Source organism: Nocardioides marmotae (genome assembly GCF_013177455.1).
Lineage (GTDB): Bacteria > Actinomycetota > Actinomycetes > Propionibacteriales > Nocardioidaceae > Nocardioides > Nocardioides marmotae.
On the sequence record NZ_CP053660.1, the window covers coordinates 3,379,906 to 3,397,084 of the forward strand.

The 17,179-nt window shown below is 74.2% G+C and carries 16 protein-coding genes; 4 read left to right on the forward strand and 12 right to left on the reverse strand.

What is annotated here, in order from left to right; genetic code table 11:
* Window positions 1-85: 85 nt before the first annotated feature.
* The 7 genes from ahcY to HPC71_RS16145 form a co-directional block, all read right to left on the reverse strand.
* Window positions 86-1,537, reverse strand: a complete 1,452-nt coding sequence (gene ahcY / locus HPC71_RS16115; RefSeq protein ID WP_171897332.1) for an adenosylhomocysteinase — start codon at window positions 1,535-1,537, stop codon at window positions 86-88.
* A gap of 173 nt (window positions 1,538-1,710) precedes the next feature.
* A complete protein-coding gene (locus HPC71_RS16120) occupies window positions 1,711-2,661 on the reverse strand; it encodes a DUF808 domain-containing protein (protein WP_171896923.1) in 951 nt (316 codons plus the stop codon).
* Between the two features lie 48 nt (window positions 2,662-2,709).
* Entirely contained in the window at window positions 2,710-3,822 is a 1,113-nt protein-coding gene (locus HPC71_RS16125; protein ID WP_154614780.1) for an acyltransferase family protein, read from the reverse strand.
* A gap of 64 nt (window positions 3,823-3,886) precedes the next feature.
* Window positions 3,887-4,915, reverse strand: a complete 1,029-nt coding sequence (locus tag HPC71_RS16130) for an SIS domain-containing protein (protein ID WP_154614779.1) — start codon at window positions 4,913-4,915, stop codon at window positions 3,887-3,889.
* 7 nt (window positions 4,916-4,922) lie between these two features.
* Window positions 4,923-5,120: a Trm112 family protein gene (locus HPC71_RS16135; RefSeq protein ID WP_154614778.1), complete on the reverse strand. Its 198-nt coding sequence runs from the start codon at window positions 5,118-5,120 to the stop codon at window positions 4,923-4,925.
* A complete protein-coding gene (locus HPC71_RS16140; protein WP_154614777.1) occupies window positions 5,120-6,499 on the reverse strand; it encodes a phosphomannomutase/phosphoglucomutase in 1,380 nt (459 codons plus the stop codon). The genes HPC71_RS16135 and HPC71_RS16140 overlap by 1 nt, the downstream gene beginning before the upstream one ends.
* Before the next feature lie 18 nt (window positions 6,500-6,517).
* Entirely contained in the window at window positions 6,518-6,880 is a 363-nt protein-coding gene (locus HPC71_RS16145) for a DUF3499 domain-containing protein (RefSeq protein WP_171896924.1), read from the reverse strand.
* Between the two features lie 48 nt (window positions 6,881-6,928).
* Between HPC71_RS16145 and HPC71_RS16150 the strand changes: the two genes are divergently transcribed.
* Window positions 6,929-7,378, forward strand: a complete 450-nt coding sequence (locus tag HPC71_RS16150) for a metallopeptidase family protein (protein WP_230084190.1) — start codon at window positions 6,929-6,931, stop codon at window positions 7,376-7,378.
* Between the two features lie 582 nt (window positions 7,379-7,960).
* On the opposite strand, the gene HPC71_RS16155 is transcribed toward HPC71_RS16150, so the two are convergent.
* The 3 genes from HPC71_RS16155 to HPC71_RS16165 form a co-directional block, all read right to left on the reverse strand.
* Window positions 7,961-9,424 carry a DUF5719 family protein gene (locus tag HPC71_RS16155; protein ID WP_154614776.1) on the reverse strand — a complete coding sequence of 488 codons (1,464 nt, stop codon included), beginning with the start codon at window positions 9,422-9,424 and terminating at the stop codon, window positions 7,961-7,963.
* A complete protein-coding gene (locus HPC71_RS16160) occupies window positions 9,421-12,267 on the reverse strand; it encodes a glycosyltransferase family 2 protein (RefSeq protein WP_171896925.1) in 2,847 nt (948 codons plus the stop codon). The genes HPC71_RS16155 and HPC71_RS16160 overlap by 4 nt, the downstream gene beginning before the upstream one ends.
* A 164-nt stretch (window positions 12,268-12,431) precedes the next feature.
* Window positions 12,432-12,719, reverse strand: a complete 288-nt coding sequence (locus HPC71_RS16165; protein ID WP_154614774.1) for a WhiB family transcriptional regulator — start codon at window positions 12,717-12,719, stop codon at window positions 12,432-12,434.
* A gap of 158 nt (window positions 12,720-12,877) precedes the next feature.
* Here HPC71_RS16165 and cofD point away from each other — a divergent pair, with 158 nt between their 5' ends.
* Genes cofD through HPC71_RS16180 form a run of 3 tightly spaced genes read left to right on the forward strand, consistent with a single transcriptional unit; the run spans window position 12,878 to window position 15,651 of the window.
* On the forward strand, window positions 12,878-13,891 hold the full coding sequence (cofD, locus tag HPC71_RS16170; RefSeq protein ID WP_154614773.1) for a 2-phospho-L-lactate transferase: 1,014 nt from the start codon (window positions 12,878-12,880) through the stop codon (window positions 13,889-13,891).
* Window positions 13,888-14,844 carry a coenzyme F420-0:L-glutamate ligase gene (cofE, locus tag HPC71_RS16175; protein WP_171896926.1) on the forward strand — a complete coding sequence of 319 codons (957 nt, stop codon included), beginning with the start codon at window positions 13,888-13,890 and terminating at the stop codon, window positions 14,842-14,844. The genes cofD and cofE overlap by 4 nt, the downstream gene beginning before the upstream one ends.
* Before the next feature lie 51 nt (window positions 14,845-14,895).
* The gene (locus tag HPC71_RS16180) at window positions 14,896-15,651 is read left to right on the forward strand and encodes a DUF3105 domain-containing protein (protein WP_171896927.1); all 756 of its coding nucleotides are present in this window, start codon (window positions 14,896-14,898) and stop codon (window positions 15,649-15,651) included.
* Window positions 15,652-15,782: 131 nt separating this feature from the next.
* On the opposite strand, the gene HPC71_RS16185 is transcribed toward HPC71_RS16180, so the two are convergent.
* Both HPC71_RS16185 and HPC71_RS16190 read right to left on the reverse strand, forming a co-directional pair.
* Window positions 15,783-16,004, reverse strand: a complete 222-nt coding sequence (locus HPC71_RS16185; protein ID WP_154614772.1) for a hypothetical protein — start codon at window positions 16,002-16,004, stop codon at window positions 15,783-15,785.
* Window positions 16,005-16,061: 57 nt separating this feature from the next.
* Window positions 16,062-17,174, reverse strand: coding sequence for a mannose-1-phosphate guanylyltransferase (locus HPC71_RS16190; protein ID WP_154614771.1), 1,113 nt, complete (start codon window positions 17,172-17,174; stop codon window positions 16,062-16,064).
* Window positions 17,175-17,179 lie beyond the last annotated feature (5 nt).

Genomic DNA, 17,179 nt, shown 5'->3' on the forward strand with positions numbered 1-17,179 from the left:
CCTGCCAGCCGCGCACGGCAGCCCCCGACTCCTCGGAGCCGGGGGCTGCTGTGGTGCGGCACGGTGGTGATGGTGCGACCAGGGGTCAGTAGCGGTACTGGTCGGACTTGTAGGGGCCCGCGGCGTCGACACCGAGGTAGGAGGCCTGGGAGTCCGAGAGGATGGTCAGCTTGACCCCGAGCGAGCCGAGGTGCAGGCGCGCCACCTCCTCGTCGAGGTGCTTGGGCAGCACGTAGACGCCGACCGGGTACTCCTGGGGCTTGGTGTAGAGCTCGATCTGGGCGAGCACCTGGTTGGTGAAGGAGTTCGACATCACGAACGACGGGTGGCCGGTCGCGTTGCCGAGGTTCATCAGCCGGCCCTCGGACAGCACGATGATCGCGTTGCCCTCGCCCTCGGGGAAGGTCCACACGTCGACCTGCGGCTTGACGTTCTTGCGCACGACGCCGGGGTAGGTCTCCAGGCCGGCCATGTCGATCTCGTTGTCGAAGTGGCCGATGTTGCCGAGGATGGCGTTCTGCTTCATCCGGCGCATCTGGTCGATCGTGACGACGTCCTTGTTGCCCGTCGCGGTGATGATGATGTCGGCGGTCTCGACGACGTCGTCCAGCGTGGTGACCTGGTAGCCGTCCATGGCCGCCTGGAGCGCGCAGATCGGGTCGATCTCGGTGACGATGACGCGGGCGCCCTGGCCGCGCAGCGACTCCGCGCAGCCCTTGCCGACGTCGCCGTAGCCGCAGACGACCGCGACCTTGCCGCCGATGAGGACGTCGGTGGCGCGGTTGATGCCGTCGATGAGGGAGTGGCGGCAGCCGTACTTGTTGTCGAACTTCGACTTGGTGACCGAGTCGTTGACGTTGATCGCCGGGAAGAGCAGCGACCCCTCGCGCATCATGTCGTAGAGGCGGAGCACACCGGTGGTGGTCTCCTCGGTGACGCCCTTGATCTCGGCCGCGACCTGGGTCCAGCGGTCCGAGCTCTCGGCCAGCGAGCGGTTGAGGACCTCGAAGATGATCCGCTGCTCGGTGCTGGCGGCGGTCGCCGGGTCGGGCGCCTCGCCCTTCTTCTCCGCCTCGACACCGAGGTGGACGAGGAGGGTGGCGTCGCCACCGTCGTCGAGGATCATGTTGGCGAAGCGCTTCTCGCCGTCGGGGCCGTCGGGCCACTGCAGGATCTGCTGGGTGCACCACCAGTACTCCTCCAGGCTCTCGCCCTTCCAGGCGAAGACCGGGACGCCCTGGGGGTCCTCCGGCGTGCCGTTCGGGCCCACCGCGATCGCCGCCGCGGCGTGGTCCTGGGTGGAGAAGATGTTGCAGGAGGCCCAGCGGACCTCGGCCCCGAGCGCGGTGAGGGTCTCGATGAGCACCGCGGTCTGGATGGTCATGTGCAGCGAGCCGGCGATGCGCGCACCCGCGAGGGGCTGCTCCGCGGCGTACCGCTCACGCATGGCCATCAGGCCAGGCATCTCGTGCTCGGCGAGCTCGATCTCGGTGCGGCCGTAATCGGCGAGGCTAAGGTCGGCGACCTTGTGGTCCATGGGTGCTCCTGGGAGTGCGACGGACATCGCATCGAGGGTAGGACGCCGGTACGCCGACCGGGCAATCCTCGCGAGACACCCCCCATATCAGGTAGGCGCCCCGGCCGGCCCGCGGGGACCGGCCGGTGGTCACCCGGTGCTCACCCGGTGCTCACCCGGTGCTCACCCGGTGCTCAGTGGGCGGCGGCCGGGTCGTCCTTCTTGCCGAACGGCAGGACGTGGACGACGGCGACGATGATCGCGCCGAGCACGAGGCCGAAGACGGCCGAGCAGGCGGTGTTGACGATCCACCCGAGCACGCCGCCCAGGGCGCCGGTCGCGTCGTGGACGCCCACCTCGAGGTGGTGCACCAGCTCGTACGGCGCGTGCCAGCCGAGCTCGTCGAGGCCGACCAGCTCGATGTGGCCGCCGACCCACAGCATGGCGACCGTGCCGACCACGGAGATGACCGTGAGCAGCTTGGGCATGCCGGCGACCAGCCCGCGGCCGACCTTCTGCGCCAGCGCCGAGGAGCGCTGGGCCAGGCTCAGGCCGATGTCGTCCATCTTCACGATCACCGCGACGACGCCGTAGACCACCAGGGTGATGGCGATCGCGACGACGACCAGGATGACCGCGCGGGTCCAGAAGCCCTCGTCGGCGACCTCGTTGAGGGAGATGACCATGATCTCGGCCGAGAGGATCAGGTCGGTGCGGATCGCCCCGCCGACCATGGTCTTCTCCGCCTCGGCACCGGTCCCCGCGACCGGGGCGGCGTGGCCGTCGTGCCCCCGGATCTTGCCCCAGATCTTCTCCGCGCCCTCGAAGCACAGGTAGGCGCCGCCGAGCATCAGGATCGGGGTCAGCAGGAACTCGGCGAACTGGCTGAGGAGCAGCGCCACCGGCAGGATGATGAGCAGCTTGTTGCGGATCGAGCCGATCGCGATCTTCTTGATCATCGGCAGCTCGCGGTCCGCGGTGACGCCGTGGACGTACTGCGGGGTCACCGCGGTGTCGTCGATGACGACGCCCGCCGCCTTGGTCGTCGCCCGGCCGGCGGCCGCGCCGACGTCGTCGATCGAGGCCGCGGCGAGGCGGGCCAGCGCGGCCACGTCGTCGAGCAGCCCGAAGAGTCCTGCGCTCACGGGGTGGGTTCTCCTGAGGTGATGGCGGCGTCCGGCATGGCGAGCACCCTAGCCGCGGGAGGCCGGGGCCGCGGTGCTGCCCGCCGTGCTGACTGCGGCCGCCTCGGCGGCGTCCTGGACGGCCTCGGCGAGCACGTCGGTCTCCAGGGCCGCGTCGCGCAGCTCGTGGGCGTGGTCGACCCGCCGCTCGGCGTACCCGACGGGGTCGACGAGGTGCTGGAGCCGCGAGGCGACCGGCTGCCAGGCGAGCAGCAGGCTGAGCCCGAGGGCGGCGACCGTGGTCAGCAGGATGGACAGGCCGTAGTGGCCCTCGGCCCAGTCGGGGAACCCGGCGTAGTCGGCGCCCTTCACGAAGAAGCCGTGGAAGAGGTAGACGACCAGCGTCGCGGCGCCCATCCGGGTGAACCAGCCGCCCACCCGCGGCACGAGCGCGAGGAAGGCCCACGCGCCGAGCGTGCCGATCACCAGCAGGCCGGCCCGGGTGAGGAACGCCTGGGTGTCGCTGACGTCGAGCTCGTCGTAGCGGGCGCGGTAGTAGAGCCACTCGGTCGCCGCCCAGTCGTCCAGGCGCGCGGTGACCAGCCAGATCGCGACGAAGACCCCCACGGCGCACACCTGCACCCACCGGGCGCGCAGCCGCTCGAGGTTCTCCGGGGTGGCCTTGAGGCCCATCACGAAGAACGGCAGCAGGCCCAGCACGCGCGCCACGTCGAGGGTGTCGCCGGCGTAGAGGCCCGCGACCAGGCTGGTGGCGACCGCCACCGCGATGGCCACGCCGCCCCACAGCGGCGTGAAGACCGGCGTCAGCAGCCGCCAGAAGAAGAGCGCGGCGAGGTACCACATCGGCCAGTGCGGGTCGCGCCACAGGTCCTCGAGCTGCTCGTTCCCCACGAGGATGCGGAACGCAGCGATGGCGGCCTCGAAGACGACGTACGGCACCGCGACCGTGCGGACCAGCTGCCACATCCGCCGGCGCTCGTAGGTGAAGGACCGCGAGAGGTAGCCGGTGACGAAGACGAACGCCGGGACGTGCCAGGCGTAGAGGAAGTCGTAGCCGTGCCCCACGAACGTGGTGCTCGGCAGCAGCACCCAGGCGTGGCCGAGCACGACGAGCGTGACCAGCCCCATCTTGGCGTTGTCGAACCACGGATCCCTGCGCACCCGTCCACGGTGCCCGGCGTTCCTGAGAGGTACACGTGACCGGCCGGTCACCTGCCGCCGTACGTCAGTCGTCGACCAGGCCGAGCCGGAGGTACTCCGCGGCCCACGTGCCCTGCAGGAGCAGGGAGGCGTAGCGCGCCACCTCGCTCTGCGCCTCGGTCGTGAGGGTCTCCACGCGTACGCCGCGGGCGGCCGCGGTCTCCTCGAGCCGGCGCCGCTGCTGGACGAGGAGCGGGTCCTCGTTGCGGTCGTCGAGCACGAGCAGGGTCGGGCGCAGCTCGCCGCCCTCGTCGGCGAACGGGTCGTCGAAGACGTCGCGCGGCCGGGCCGCCTCGATCACGGGGAGGACCTGCTCGACGTCGCCGGCGATCGCGGTGCGGCCGCTCGCGCGGCGGATCGACTCCGCCACCCGGCGCGCGGCGCGGGCGGCCAGCACCGAGCCGCCCCACACCAGCGGGACCGCGTCGGCCAGGGCGATGGCGAGCATCTTGGCCGGGTTGATCGACAGGTCGCGGTAGGGCGAGCAGGAGATGGCGACCTCGTCCAGCGCCGCGGCGACGACCTCGGGGTCGGCGCTCGGGCCCAGCGCCACCTGGTCGAGGAAGGACAGCACGGTCACCGCGGTGGCCAGCTGGTCCTGGGTCTCGATCGGGAAGACGGTGCTGTAGCGCCCCGCGGCGTGCTCGGCGACCAGCGAGGCGGGCGGGCAGGCGACGACGACCTGGCAGCCGCGGCGGACCGCCTCGGCCACCGCGGAGGCGGTGCCGGTGTCGGCGCCGTCGGGCGCCAGCACCACGACGAGGTCCAGCGAGCCGGCCCAGCCGGGCAGCGCCGGGCCGGGCCAGGCCACGAACGGCACCGGGCACCACGGCTCGAGGACCGCGCGCAGCAGCCGGGAGTCCGGGCCGGCGGCGATGATCGCCCGGGGCCGGCCCTGGCCCTCCAGCCGGCCGACGGCCTCGCGGATCGCGTCGGCGGCGTTGCCGCACTCGCGGCGCACCCGCGAGCCGGACTCGGCCAGGGTGCGGAACCGCAGGTCCGCGGCGCCGATGGCCGTCTCGTCGTCGAGGCGGGACTCGTCGAACCAGGTCATCGCCGGGTCACGGCTTCCGGGCCTCGTCTACGAGCAGCACGGGGATCTCGTCGCGCACGGGGTAGGCGTAGCCGCACTCCCCCTGGCAGACCAGCTCCACCTCGCCGGCCCCGGCGCCGCCATCGCCGGCGACCGGCGTGACGGCGAGCTCGCCGTGGCAGTTGGGGCAGACGATGATGTCCAGCAGTCCCTGGTCGATGTTCATCAGCTCTCCTGACGGATCGTGGCGAGGACCTCGTCGCGGATCGCGGCCATGGTGGCCTCGTCCCGGCCCTCGGCGTTGAGGCGGAGCAGCGGCTCGGTGTTCGAGGGCCGCACGTTGAAGGTCCAGTCGGCGTGGCTGACCGTCAGCCCGTCGAGCCGGTCGATCGAGACACCGTCGCGGCCGGCGTACGCCGCCTCGATCCGGGCGACCACGGCCTGCTGGTCGGCGACGGTGGAGTTGATCTCGCCGCTGACCGGGTAGCGCTCGTACTCGGCGAGCAGCGCGGAGAGGGGGACGTCGGCGCCGGCGAGCGCGGCGAGCGCGTGCAGCGCCGCGAGCATGCCGGAGTCGGCGCGCCAGAAGTCCCGGAAGTAGAAGTGGCCGCTGTGCTCCCCGCCGAAGATCGCGTCGGTCTCGGCCATCGTGGCCTTGATGTAGGAGTGGCCGACCCGGGTGCGCACGGGCGTGCCGCCGAGCTCGGTGACCAGCTCGGGCACCGCCCGGCTGGTGATCAGGTTGTGGATGATCGTCGCGCCGGGCTCCTTGGCCAGCTCGCGCGCGGCGATCAGCGCGGTCAGCGTCGACGGGGAGACGTTGCGGCCGGTCTCGTCGACGAGGAAGCAGCGGTCGGCGTCGCCGTCGAAGGCGAGCCCGACGTCCGCGCCGGTCTCGAGGACCTTGGCCTGCAGGTCGCGGAGGTTCTCCGGCTCGATCGGGTTGGCCTCGTGGTTCGGGAAGGTGCCGTCGAGCTCGAAGTACATCGGCACCAGCTCGACCCGGTCGCCCAGGCGCTCGAAGACAGCGGGCGCGGTGTGCCCGGCCATGCCGTTGCCGGCGTCCACCACGACCTTGAGCCGCCGGCCCTCGACCGGGGCTAGGGAGAGCAGGTGGTCGGCGTACGCCGCCAGCACGTCCTGCTCGGTGCAGGTGCCGGTCCGGGTGGGGGTGGGCTCGGCGGGGGCGCCGGCTGCGACGAGGTCGCGGATCTCGGCCAGGCCGGTCTCCATGCCGATCGGCTGGGCGAACGCGCGGCACATCTTGATGCCGTTGTACTGCGCCGGGTTGTGGCTGGCGGTGAACATCGCGCCGGGGACGCCGAGGTGCCCCGAGGCGAAGTAGAGCTGGTCGGTCGAGGCCAGGCCGATCATCACCACGTCGGCGCCGGCGGCCATCGCGCCCTCGGCGAAGGCCTGCGCCATGCCGGGGCTGCTGGGGCGCATGTCGTGGCCCACGACCACGGTCTCGGCGCCGACCACCTGGACGTAGGCGCGACCGGTCGCGCGCGCCAGGTCGTCGTCGAGCTGGTCGGGCACCGTCCCGCGGACGTCGTACGCCTTGAAGATCGCTGCGATGTTCGCGGGGTCGAGGGTGTCGGCCATGGCCAGACAGTAACGAGGTCAGTCCGAGCTGAGCACGCGGAGGTGCCCGCGGCGGCCGCGCTCACGGACGTTCTCCTCCGCCGGTGGCAGCCGCACCACCTGCTGCACCGGCCGGGCCGCCTCGCGCACGGCGTCGGCGAGGGCGAGCAGGTCGTCGGTGGAGGGGCCCTGGGCGGACGGGTCCGGCGCCAGCCGCAGCACCTCCCAGCCCCGGGGGGCGGAGAGCCGCTCGCTGTGCACGTCGCACAGGTCGTAGGCGTGCGGCTCGGCGTACGTGGCCAGCGGGCCGAGCACGGCGGTCTGGTCGGCGTAGACGTAGGTGAGCGTGCTGGTCGCGGGACGGCCGCACGCGGTGCGGGAGCAGCGACGGGCGGGACTCACGTGCAGACCGTACCTCCCGGTGCCGCGCGCCCGGCTTAGGCTCGCGGCATGGAGAACCGCGCCCCGGGCACACCACCTCGCGGCCCCCGTCGGCGCGACCGGCGCGGCCGCGGCATGCGCGGCCCGGGCGTCCTCCCCCGCACCCCCGGCCGACCTGAGACCCGCACCGCCCGCGAGCGCTTCGACGACCTCGTCCTCGCGGTCGTCACCGAGGTCGACGCCCGGTGGGCCGACCGCCTCGGCGTCGTGGAGTACGCCGTCGAGGACACCCCCGACCTCCCCGACGACTGGGACCCCACGACGGTCCCCCTCGGCTCGGCGGTCCGCGGCACCGGCGGCGCCCCCTCCCGGGTCGTCGTCTTCCGCCGCCCCATCGAGCACCGCGCCGAGACCCGCTCCGACCTCGACGCCATCGTGCTCACCGTCGTCGTCGAGCAGGTCGCCGACCTGCTCAACGTCGAGCCGCACGTCATCGACCCGCGGTACGACGCGGACTGACCTCTTTCGCTGGGCGCCGGGCGTGTCGCTTCATCAAGGTATGCAGGCGATCCCCCACTTCCCGGGTGGAGCTCACCGTGGGAAGTGACGACACGGCTGCATACCTTGATGAACCGCCGGGCATCGCCCGCGCGGGGCCGCGGATTGCCGGACACGTCTCCCCCGGCCGCCGCCGCGCCGGCGGGCCGTCCGCGGGACGGGTACGTCGCGCGGTCGGGGCCGGAGGCGGACGACGGGCGGGCAGGCCCGGTCGTGGTTGGGTCTGGCGGGCCGGAGCGAGGCACGAGCGCAGGCCTGGTCGACCGGGCCTGCCCGTCCGGCGGGAGCCGCAGGCCCCGACCCCACCCCGGCGTACCCGGCCAGGAGCCGGGCCGCAGAGCGACGCGGGAGCCACCCCGCCCGCCGCAGGCGGAACCGCGTCCCCCAGGCCGCAGTTCGGCTCACCGGGTTTCGACACGCTCGCTGGCGCTCGCTGCTCAACCAGCGGGGGGCTGGCGCTCGCTGCTCAACCAGCGGGGGGCTGGCGCTCGCCTGCTCAACCAGCGGGGGGCTGGCGCTCGCTGCTCAACCAGCGGAGGGTGGCTACGGGAGGCCGGGGCGGACGTCGGGGACGAGCGAGGAGCGCACCAGCTCGCGGAGCCGTACGACGCCGGAGCCGCCGGTCGCGGCGACGACCGCGCCGACGACGGGCGTGCGCCGCGGGGTGACGGTCAGGTGCACGGCCCGCGCGGGCAGCCCGACCGCGAACCCGCGGTCCGGGGAGACCTCGACCCGCTTGGCGGCGAGCTCCTCGCCGGAGGCGTCGCGGGCGACCACCTCGACGACCCCGGTGGAGGTCGCCCCGCCGAGGACGAGCCGCTTGCGGCCCTCGGGCACGACCGCGACCGTCGAGGAGCTGACCTCGCCGGGGGGAACGGCGTGCGCCAGGTCGCCGCCGACGAAGGAGCGCAGCGTCGCGGTGACCGGCCCGGTCGCATCGAGGACGAGCCCGAGGGCGCCGTCGGCGACGAGCGGGCCCAGGGTCGCGCCGAGCTGGACCCGGGCGACGCTCTGCGGGGCGACCCGGACGTCCTCGAGGCCCTCGGGGGCGAAGACGGAGCGCTCATCGAGGACCCGCAGGCCGACCCGCACCTCGGAGTCGCCGTCGTTGGCGACGACGAGCGTCCGCGAGCCGGGCCCGGCGGGCAGGCCGAGCAGGGTGAGGGAGGTGGCGGGCTCGGGCTGCGGCGGCAGGAAGTCCTCGGCCGCGGCGCCCGCGCCGAGCTCGTCGATGCGGTCGACGACCGAGGAGTGCACCCGCCCGCGCTGGGTGGTGACGTGCAGGGAGAGCTCGTCGCGGCGCGGGACCAGGTCGGCCAGGTCGAGGCGCACCGAGCTGCGGCCCGGCACGGCGACGCCGCGCAGGTCGGGGGCGTCGACGACACCGGCGCGCCCGGTCACGACCACGTCGGCCACGGCCGGCCCGTTGTCGGGGTTGACCAGCTCGAGCACCGAGGAGTGCCCGGCGCCGGCTCCGACGCCGGTGAACCACTGCTCGGGGGCGGGCGCGGCGCACTCGGCCACCCGCAGCGGCCGCTCCGCGACGCGCCCGGCGACCAGGCCCGGCGCGAGGTCGTCCTCGGCGCGGACGACCACCGGCTCGTCGGCGAGCCCGGGCACGGTGCCGACAGCGTCGGGGGCGAGGGCCACCTCGACCTCGTCCCGCCCGGAACCACCGGAGCCGGAGCCACCAGACCCGCCGGAGCCGCCGCCGGCCCGGCCGCCGAGCCCCTCGGCGAACGCCGCGCCCGACGCCCCGGAGGCGGTGGTGACGGCCACCGGCGAGCCGGCGGCAGGGCAGACGACCGAGGCGGCGCCGAGCGCGGACGCGGCCGGGCCCCGGTCCTGCGCGGCGGGGGTGTCGGTGCGGGTCAGCAGGACCGCCGCGCCGGTGATGAGCGGCAGGACGATCGCGAGCACCACGGTGAGGTCGAGCGCGCGGGAAGCGCCGGCGGAGCGGCCGCCGGACCGGCGGGTCGAGGGGGTCGAGGGGGTCGAGGGGGTCATCGGCGCCTCCGCTCGATCGCACGCTGGGTGGTCGGCGCGCAGAGCACCAGCACCCACACCAGCGCGACGCCCTGGACGACGAGCAGCACGATCCGCAGCCACGACCGCGGCCCGTCGAGGGCGTCGTCGGAGAGCGGCCGGTCGACCTGCCAGGCGCGGGTGGCGGGGTCCGCGGCGCTGGCCTGCACCAGGCCGCCGGTGGCGTCGAGCATCGAGGCGACCGACCCGTCGGCGGGGGCCGGCAGCACGACGTACTCGATCCCCCGGTTTGCCAGCTCGGTGACCAGCGCCGGTGTCGGGCGGGAGGCGAGCTGCTGGACGTCGCGGGTGAGCGCGCGGTCCTCGGGGGAGAGCGCGAGCACCTCGTCCTCGCCCAGGGTGATCCCGTCGCCGCGGCGCACCACCCAGGTCAGCCCGTCCTCGACCGAGCCGCGGATGACGAGGATGCCGTGGTCGTCGCCGCGGGTGGCGGCCTGGACCATGTAGGCCGGGATGGCGGAGCCGGGGTCCGCGTCGAGGTCGTTCTCGGCCGCGGTCAGGAACCAGACCAGCCCGCCGAGGGGCACCACCGTCGCGACGGCGGCGAGCACCGCGACGACCCGGCGCGGGGCGCCCTGCCCGCCGAGGACGGCCGCGGTGACGAACGCGCCCTGCAGGAGGACCACGAAGACGCCCAGGGCGGGCGCGGTCTCGACCGTGGCGAGGGTGAGGGTGATCGTGCTGAGCACGGCCGCGCAGACCGCCGCGACCGCGGCGACGATCCAGCAGACGAGCACGGGGATGCGGGTGGGGCGCGGCACCAGCGCGAGCACCGCCAGGACCACGACGGCCGCGCCCAGCCACCAGGGCGCCCCGAGGTCGCCGATCCGGCCGGCGAGGAGGTCCAGCGGCGAGACGGTCGGCGAGGGCAGCCGGCCCGCGTCGAGCAGCAGCCCCGCGGCCGCCCCCTCGGTCAGGCTCGGCAGCCACCACGGCACGAGCAGCACCAGCGGCACGGCCAGCGCCACGACCGGCGGCCCCCAGACCGAGCGCTCGCGCAGGCCGGAGCGGACGACGGCGTACGCCGCCGCGAGCACGACCACGCCGAGCACGACCGCGAACGGCCAGGCGGCCGGGGTGAACGCCGTGGTCAGGGCGAGCAGCACGCCGGTGCGCCACGCGGCGCGCCAGCGGCGGTCGGGCTCGGGGTCGGCGAAGCCGAGGGCGGCGTGGGCCAGCCAGGGCAGCACGGCGGTGGCGACGACCGGGCCGAGCCGGCCCTCGCCCCACGCGCCGCTGGTGAGGGCGACCAGCGACCAGGTCGCCGAGCCCCAGAGCAGCAGCCAGCGCGGCGCGCCCTGCGGGGAGACGAACCGGCCGACCACGCGCAGCAGCCGCCAGGCGCCCCACAGGGCGACGGGGGCGGCGAGCACCAGCACGGCGCTGACCGCACCGGCGGTGCCGAGGACCGAGCCGAGGAGCGCCAGGGGCAGCAGGTAGGCCGGCGCGGGCACGCCGGTCCCCTGGCCCAGCGGGTGCCAGTGCTCGAGGTGGAGCCGCCACCAGTCGCCGACCGAGGCCGGGACCGGGGACAGGCCGCCGCCGGCGACCGAGCCGTACGCCGCGCCGGCCCCGAGGAGCAGCGCGACGACGAGCACCGCCAACGCGACCGCCACGGGGTTGGTCAGGAAGCGGGCGACGGCGCCGGTGTCGGCGTACTCCTCGTCCTCGTCGAGCTCGATGCGGCGCGCGGCCATCGAGGAGGGGTCGTGCTCGGCCCGGGCGGCTCGGCGCCGCTCGGCGACGTCGGCGGCCTGGTGGGTCGCGGCGGTCGCGAGGTCGCTGACGAAGTCCAGGCCGTGGCGGTAGGGCAGCCAGGGCGGGGCGAGCAGGCGGCGTACGTCGGCGGGCTCACGGACCTGCCGCCGCTGCCGCTCGCGCCGGGCGGCGTGGACCTCGCGCGGGCTGGAGTAGATCGAGACCAGCGCCGCGAGCTCGTCGAGCGCCTCGCCGACCGAGCGCACGAGCAGGAAGCCGATGACGCGCAGCACGGTGCCGAGCGCGAGCCGGACCAGCTGGAAGGGCAGCGAGCGGGCGCGGGAGTTGGCCAGCAGCGTGTAGAGCGCGGCGCGGCGCTCCTGGTAGTGGGTGTGCCGGCCGGTCAGCGGCGTGCGGCGCAGGCCGCGGTGGGCGGCCTCGGCGTGGAAGACCACGGCGTCGGGCACCACGATCGTGCGGTGGCCGGCCGCGGCGGCGCGCCAGCCGAAGTCGACGTCGTTGCCGAAGATCGGCAGCTGCGGGTCGAACCCGTCGAGCTCCTCGAGCACGCTGCGCCGCACGAGCATGCCGGCGGTGTTGACCGCCAGCACGGTGCGGACCGCGTCGTGCTGGCCCTGGTCGTACTCCCCGCGCTCCAGGCCGGTCTCGCGCCGCCCGGTGCCGGAGATGGTGACGCCGAGCTCGAGCAGGCGCCGCAGCGAGGGCCACTCGCGCAGCTTGGGGCCGAGCACGTCGGCCTCGGGGTCGGCAGCGGCCGCGGCGAGCAGCGCCTCGAGCGCGCCCGGGTCGGGGTTGCTGTCGTCGTGGAGCAGCCAGACCCAGTCGGCGTCGGGGGCGCGCTCGAGCCCGAGCCGCACGGCCGCCGGGTACGACGTCGCGCCGGTGACCCGCTCGACGCCGCCGACCAGCAGGTCACCGAGCGCGGACCCGACCAGGTCGGCGCTCTCGTCCTTGCTGCCCGTGTCGATCGCGACCACCGCGTCGACGGGGCGGGTCTGGCCGCGCAGCCCGTCGAGCACGGCCGGCAACCAGCGCGCGCCGTCGTGGCTGACCAGCAGCGCGACGACACGTTCCGGGGCAGACACGTCGGAAGACCCTACGCGGCCGCCTCCGCCGGCTCGAATCCGATCGGCCCGGAGGATCGGCCCGGAGGATCGGCCCGGAAGCAGCTGGGGAGCTGCCCCGCAAATAGAAGGAGCCCGGCCGTTCCCGGCCGGGCCCTCCTTCTGTGCTGCTGTGCCGACCGTCCTCAGACGGCCCGCTTCTTCAGCTTGCGACGCTCCCTCTCGGAGAGACCGCCCCAGATACCGAAGCGCTCGTCGTTCATCAGTGCGGACTCCAGACACTCGGTCCGCACCTCGCAGGTGAGACAGACCTTCTTGGCCTCCCTCGTCGATCCACCCTTCTCTGGGAAGAACGCCTCGGGGTCGGTCTGCGCGCACAGGGCGCGCTCTTGCCAACCCGCTTCTTCGGCGTCTCCGTCGAGGAGAAAGAGTTCTCTCACGGCACTCGCCCTTCCGACCCGGTGAAGCTGCATGTGTTCTTCTCGTACAACACTGTGGGAATTACATGCCTGTCGTACCCACTTGGTCAAGCCCGCATCTGCTATAGGTCCCGATCGCAGCCACATTGGTCCGATCGGACTAGACGCGGGGCCGCGGCGGGAGCGGCGGGTGGCCGCGCGATGATGACCCCATGATCAGGGACATCACCGTCCTGGCCGGCGGGACCGGCGGGGCCCGGTTCCTCCAGGGCCTCCTCCACGGCATCGAGACCGGCGCCCTCCCCGGGGTCGCGTCCGACGCGGTCGTCACCGTCGTGGCCAACACCGCCGACGACATCTGGGTGCACGGGCTGAAGGTCTGCCCCGACCTCGACACGGTGATGTACACCCTCGGCGACGGCATCGACCCCGTCCGCCGCTGGGGCCGGCGCGAGGAGACCTGGAGCGTCAAGGCCGAGCTGGCCGAGTACGGCGTCGAGCCGACGTGGTTCGGGCTCGGTGACCGCGACGTGGCCACCCACCTGGTCCGCACCCAGATGCTCGACGCGGGCTACCCGCTCTCCCAGGTGACGACCGCGCTGTGCCGCCGGTGGCTGACCCCGCGGTACGGCGACCGGGTCCGGCTGCTGCCGATGACCGACGACCGGGTGGAGACCCACGTCGCGATCGCCGACGAGCAGAGCCCGAGCGGGCGCCGGGTGGTCCACTTCCAGGAGTACTGGGTGCGCCTGCGCGCCTCGGTGCCCGCCGAGACCGTGGTGTTCGTGGGGCTCGAGCAGGCGACGCCGGGGCCGGGTGTGCTCGACGCGATCACCGGCGCCGACCTGGTCGTCCTGCCGCCGTCGAACCCGGTCGTCTCGGTCGGCACGATCCTCGGCGTCCCCGACGTCCGCGACGTGCTGCGGGTGACCAAGGCCCCCGTCGTCGGCATCTCCCCCATCGTCGGGCCCAGCCACGTCCACGGGATGGCCGAGCAGATGCTCACCTCGATCGGCGTCGAGGTCAGCGCTGCCGCGGTCGGGCTGCACTACGGCGCCCGGTCCGCCGCCGGGGTCCTCGACGGCTGGCTGGTCGACGAGGGCGACGCCGACCAGGTGGAGCGGGTGCGCGAGAGCGGGGTCGCGTGCGCCGCCGTACCGCTGATGATGACCGACCACGACGCCACCGCGGCCATGGCCGCCGCCGCCATCGGGCTCGTCACGTGACCACCTCCGGGATCGAGGTCTGGGCGCCCGACGGCGTCGGCGAGGTCCGCGCCGGGGACGACCTGGCCGCGCTCGTGCTGCCGCTGGTCGAGCTCGCCGACGGCGACGTGCTGGTGGTGACCAGCAAGGTGGTGAGCAAGGCCGAGGGCCGCGTGGTGAGCGGTACGACGCGCGAGGAGGCGCTCGCCGGCGAGACCGTCCGCGTGGTGGCCCGCCGCGGGCCGACGACCATCGTGCGGACCCGCCACGGGTTGACCATGGCCGCCGCGGGGATCGACGCCAGCAACGTCGAGGTGGGCTCGGTGGTGCTGCTGCCGCTCGACCCCGACGGCTCGGCTCGCCGGCTCCGCGCCGCCGTGCGCGAGCGGACCGGCCGCAACGTCGGGGTCGTGGTCACCGACACCGCCGGGCGCGCCTGGCGCGAGGGCCAGACCGACATCGCGGTGGGCGCCGCGGGGCTGCTGGTCGCCGAGGACTTCGGCGGCCGGGTCGACGCCCACGGCAACCCCCTGGTGGTCACCGCGCCGGCCGTCGCCGACGAGATCGCCGGGGTCGCCGAGCTCGCCTCGGGCAAGCTCGGCGCGCGGCCCTTCGCCGTCGTCCGCGGCCGCGCCGACCTGGTGCTCGCCCCCGGCGACGACGGTCCGGGCGCGCGGGCGCTGGTGCGGCCCGAGGGCGGCGACCTGTTCGGGTACGGCGCCCGCGAGGCCGTCGTCCGCGCCGTGCTGGGCGACCCGGCCGACCAGGCGCCGTTCGGCTCGCCCGTCCCGGCCGAGGAGCTGGCCGCCGTGCTGCGGCTGCTGCCCGGCGTCGAGGTGGCCGCGACCGAGGACGGCGTGAGCGTCACCGGCGGTCCTGCGGAGGCCGTCGCGGCGCTCGCCTTCGCCCACGGCTGGCGGGTGGACGGCGCCGGTTCGGCCGTCGAGGCACGGCTGCGGCCGGCCACGACCTAGACTCACCCGCGCAACCCCGACCGCCGTACCCACCGCGAGGAAACCCGAACCGTGGCCAAGCCTGCCAAGAACGACCGCCAGGCGGTCATCGACTCGATCCGCAAGAAGCAGAAGGGCGCCGACAAGCGCCGTGGCTTCGCGATCGTCGGTGTCTGCTCGCTGGTGGCCATCCTCCTCATCGGTGCCGCGGCGTACCAGCCGGTCAAGGACTGGTGGGACCTGCGCAAGTTCAACGACATCGAGGTCTCCTCCATCGGCGCGCCGGCGTCGGCCTGCCAGGACATCACCACCCGCGAGGCCACGGGCAACCAGGACCACGTCCCCACCGGCACGCCGGTGCAGTACGAGGACGCTCCCCCGGCCTTCGGCGCCCACTGGAACGAGGCGAACGTCGCGCCCGACCCGATGGAGCGCAAGCTCTACACCGAGGGCGACCGGCCGGCCATCGAGGCGCTCGTGCACAACCTCGAGCACGGCTACACGATCCTCTGGTACGACGAGACCGCCGCGAACGACGACGAGATGATGGACGACATCCGCGGCATCGCGACCAAGTTCAAGGGCACCTCGAACCTGCGGTTGAAGTTCAAGGCCGTCCCGTGGACCGAGGAGGACGGCGAGCCGTTCCCCGACGGTCAGCACATCGCCCTCACCCACTGGTCGATCGGCGGCGCCGGCAACGACGTCTCCGACACCTCCACCCAGGTCGGCGTGTGGCAGTACTGCTCGGCCCCCTCGGGCGAGGCCCTCGAGGACTTCATGCTCGAGTACCCCTACATGGACTCCCCCGAGCCCGGCGCCATGTGACGCCTGCTCGTACGCCGACGGGCCGGTCCCTCCTCGCGGAGGGGCCGGCCCGTCGGCGTACCGGGACCTGCGGCCCGGCGGAGCTGCTCGGCGGAGCTGCTCGGCGGAGCTGCTCGGTGGAGCTGCTCAGGTCAGAGCTTGGACATCTTCGCGAACGGCGGGGCGACCCGGATGTTGCGGTCGCCGAAGTTGACGGTGACGCAGAAGGAGTCGACGGCGATGACGCGGCCGAGGCCGTGGGCGTCGTGGGAGACGCGGTCATCGACCTCGAAGACCTCCAGCACGAGCTCGGGCTCGGGCTTGAAGGGACTGCTGGCAAGATGGCGCGGCCGCGCTCGGCGAGAGGAAGACATCCCTGCCAGTATGCGCCTCGAAACGCCCGCCCGTGGCTTCCGCACAGCATTCGGTCCTCAGGTGAGGTCGGTGCGGCCGCTCTCGGTGAGCCCGGCGACGACCGCCTTGACCTCCTGGGCGCGGGCGCGGGTGGTGACGAGGAGCGCGTCGGGGGTGTCCACGACGACCACGTCCTCGAGGCCGACGACGGCCACGACCCGCTCCGAGCGGGGGACGACGAGGCCGGTGCTGTCGACGGCGCGGACGAGCGCGTCGTCGCCCAGCACCGTCACCGAGCCGCCCTCGTCACGGAGCGCGTCGAGCAGGGTCGCCAGGGAGTCGAAGTCGCCGATGTCGTCCCACCCGAAGGTCGAGGGGACGGTGACCACGCGGCCGGCGTCGGCGGCAGGCTCGGCGACGGCGTGGTCCAGGGCGATCTTCGGCAGGTCGGGCCACAGCTCGTCGAGCCGGTCGGGCTCGGCGGCGATCGAGCGGAGCGCCGCCGCGAACTCCGGGTGCCAGGTGCCGAGCAGGTCGAGCAGCACGGTGGGGCGGACGACGAACATGCCGGCGTTCCAGCGGTACCGCCCGGTCGCCAGGTACGCCGCCGCCACGTCCGTCGACGGCTTCTCGACGAACTCCTGGACCGTGGCGACGCCCGGGTGCCCGGGGAGCTCCTCGCCGAGGTGGATGTAGCCGAAGGCCGAGGAGGCGAAGGTCGGCTCGATCCCCAGCGTGACCAGCCAGCCCTCGCGGGCGACCTCGACCGCGGTCCGCACGCAGGCGCGGAACGCCTCGGGATCGGCGATCACGTGGTCGGCGGCGAAGGAGCCCATCACCGCATCGGGGTCGCGCCGCTCGAGCAGGGCGGCGGCCAGCCCGATCGCCGCCATCGAGTCCCGCGCCGAGGGCTCGGCGAGGATCGCGTCGTCGCCGAGGCCGGCCAGCTGCTCGGCGACCGCGTCGCGGTGCGGGCGGCCGGTGACCACGAGGAACCGGTCCTCGGCCAGCGGCGCGAGCCGCTCGTGGGTCTCCTGGAGCAGCGAGCGCCCGCTGCCGGTGAGGTCGCGCAGGAACTTCGGGGAGGTGCGCCGCGACAGCGGCCACAGGCGGGTCCCGGCACCGCCGGCGGGGATGACGGCCCAGAAGCCCTCGAGCGCGGACGGGTCGGTGGGCGCGGGGAGGCTCATGGCCC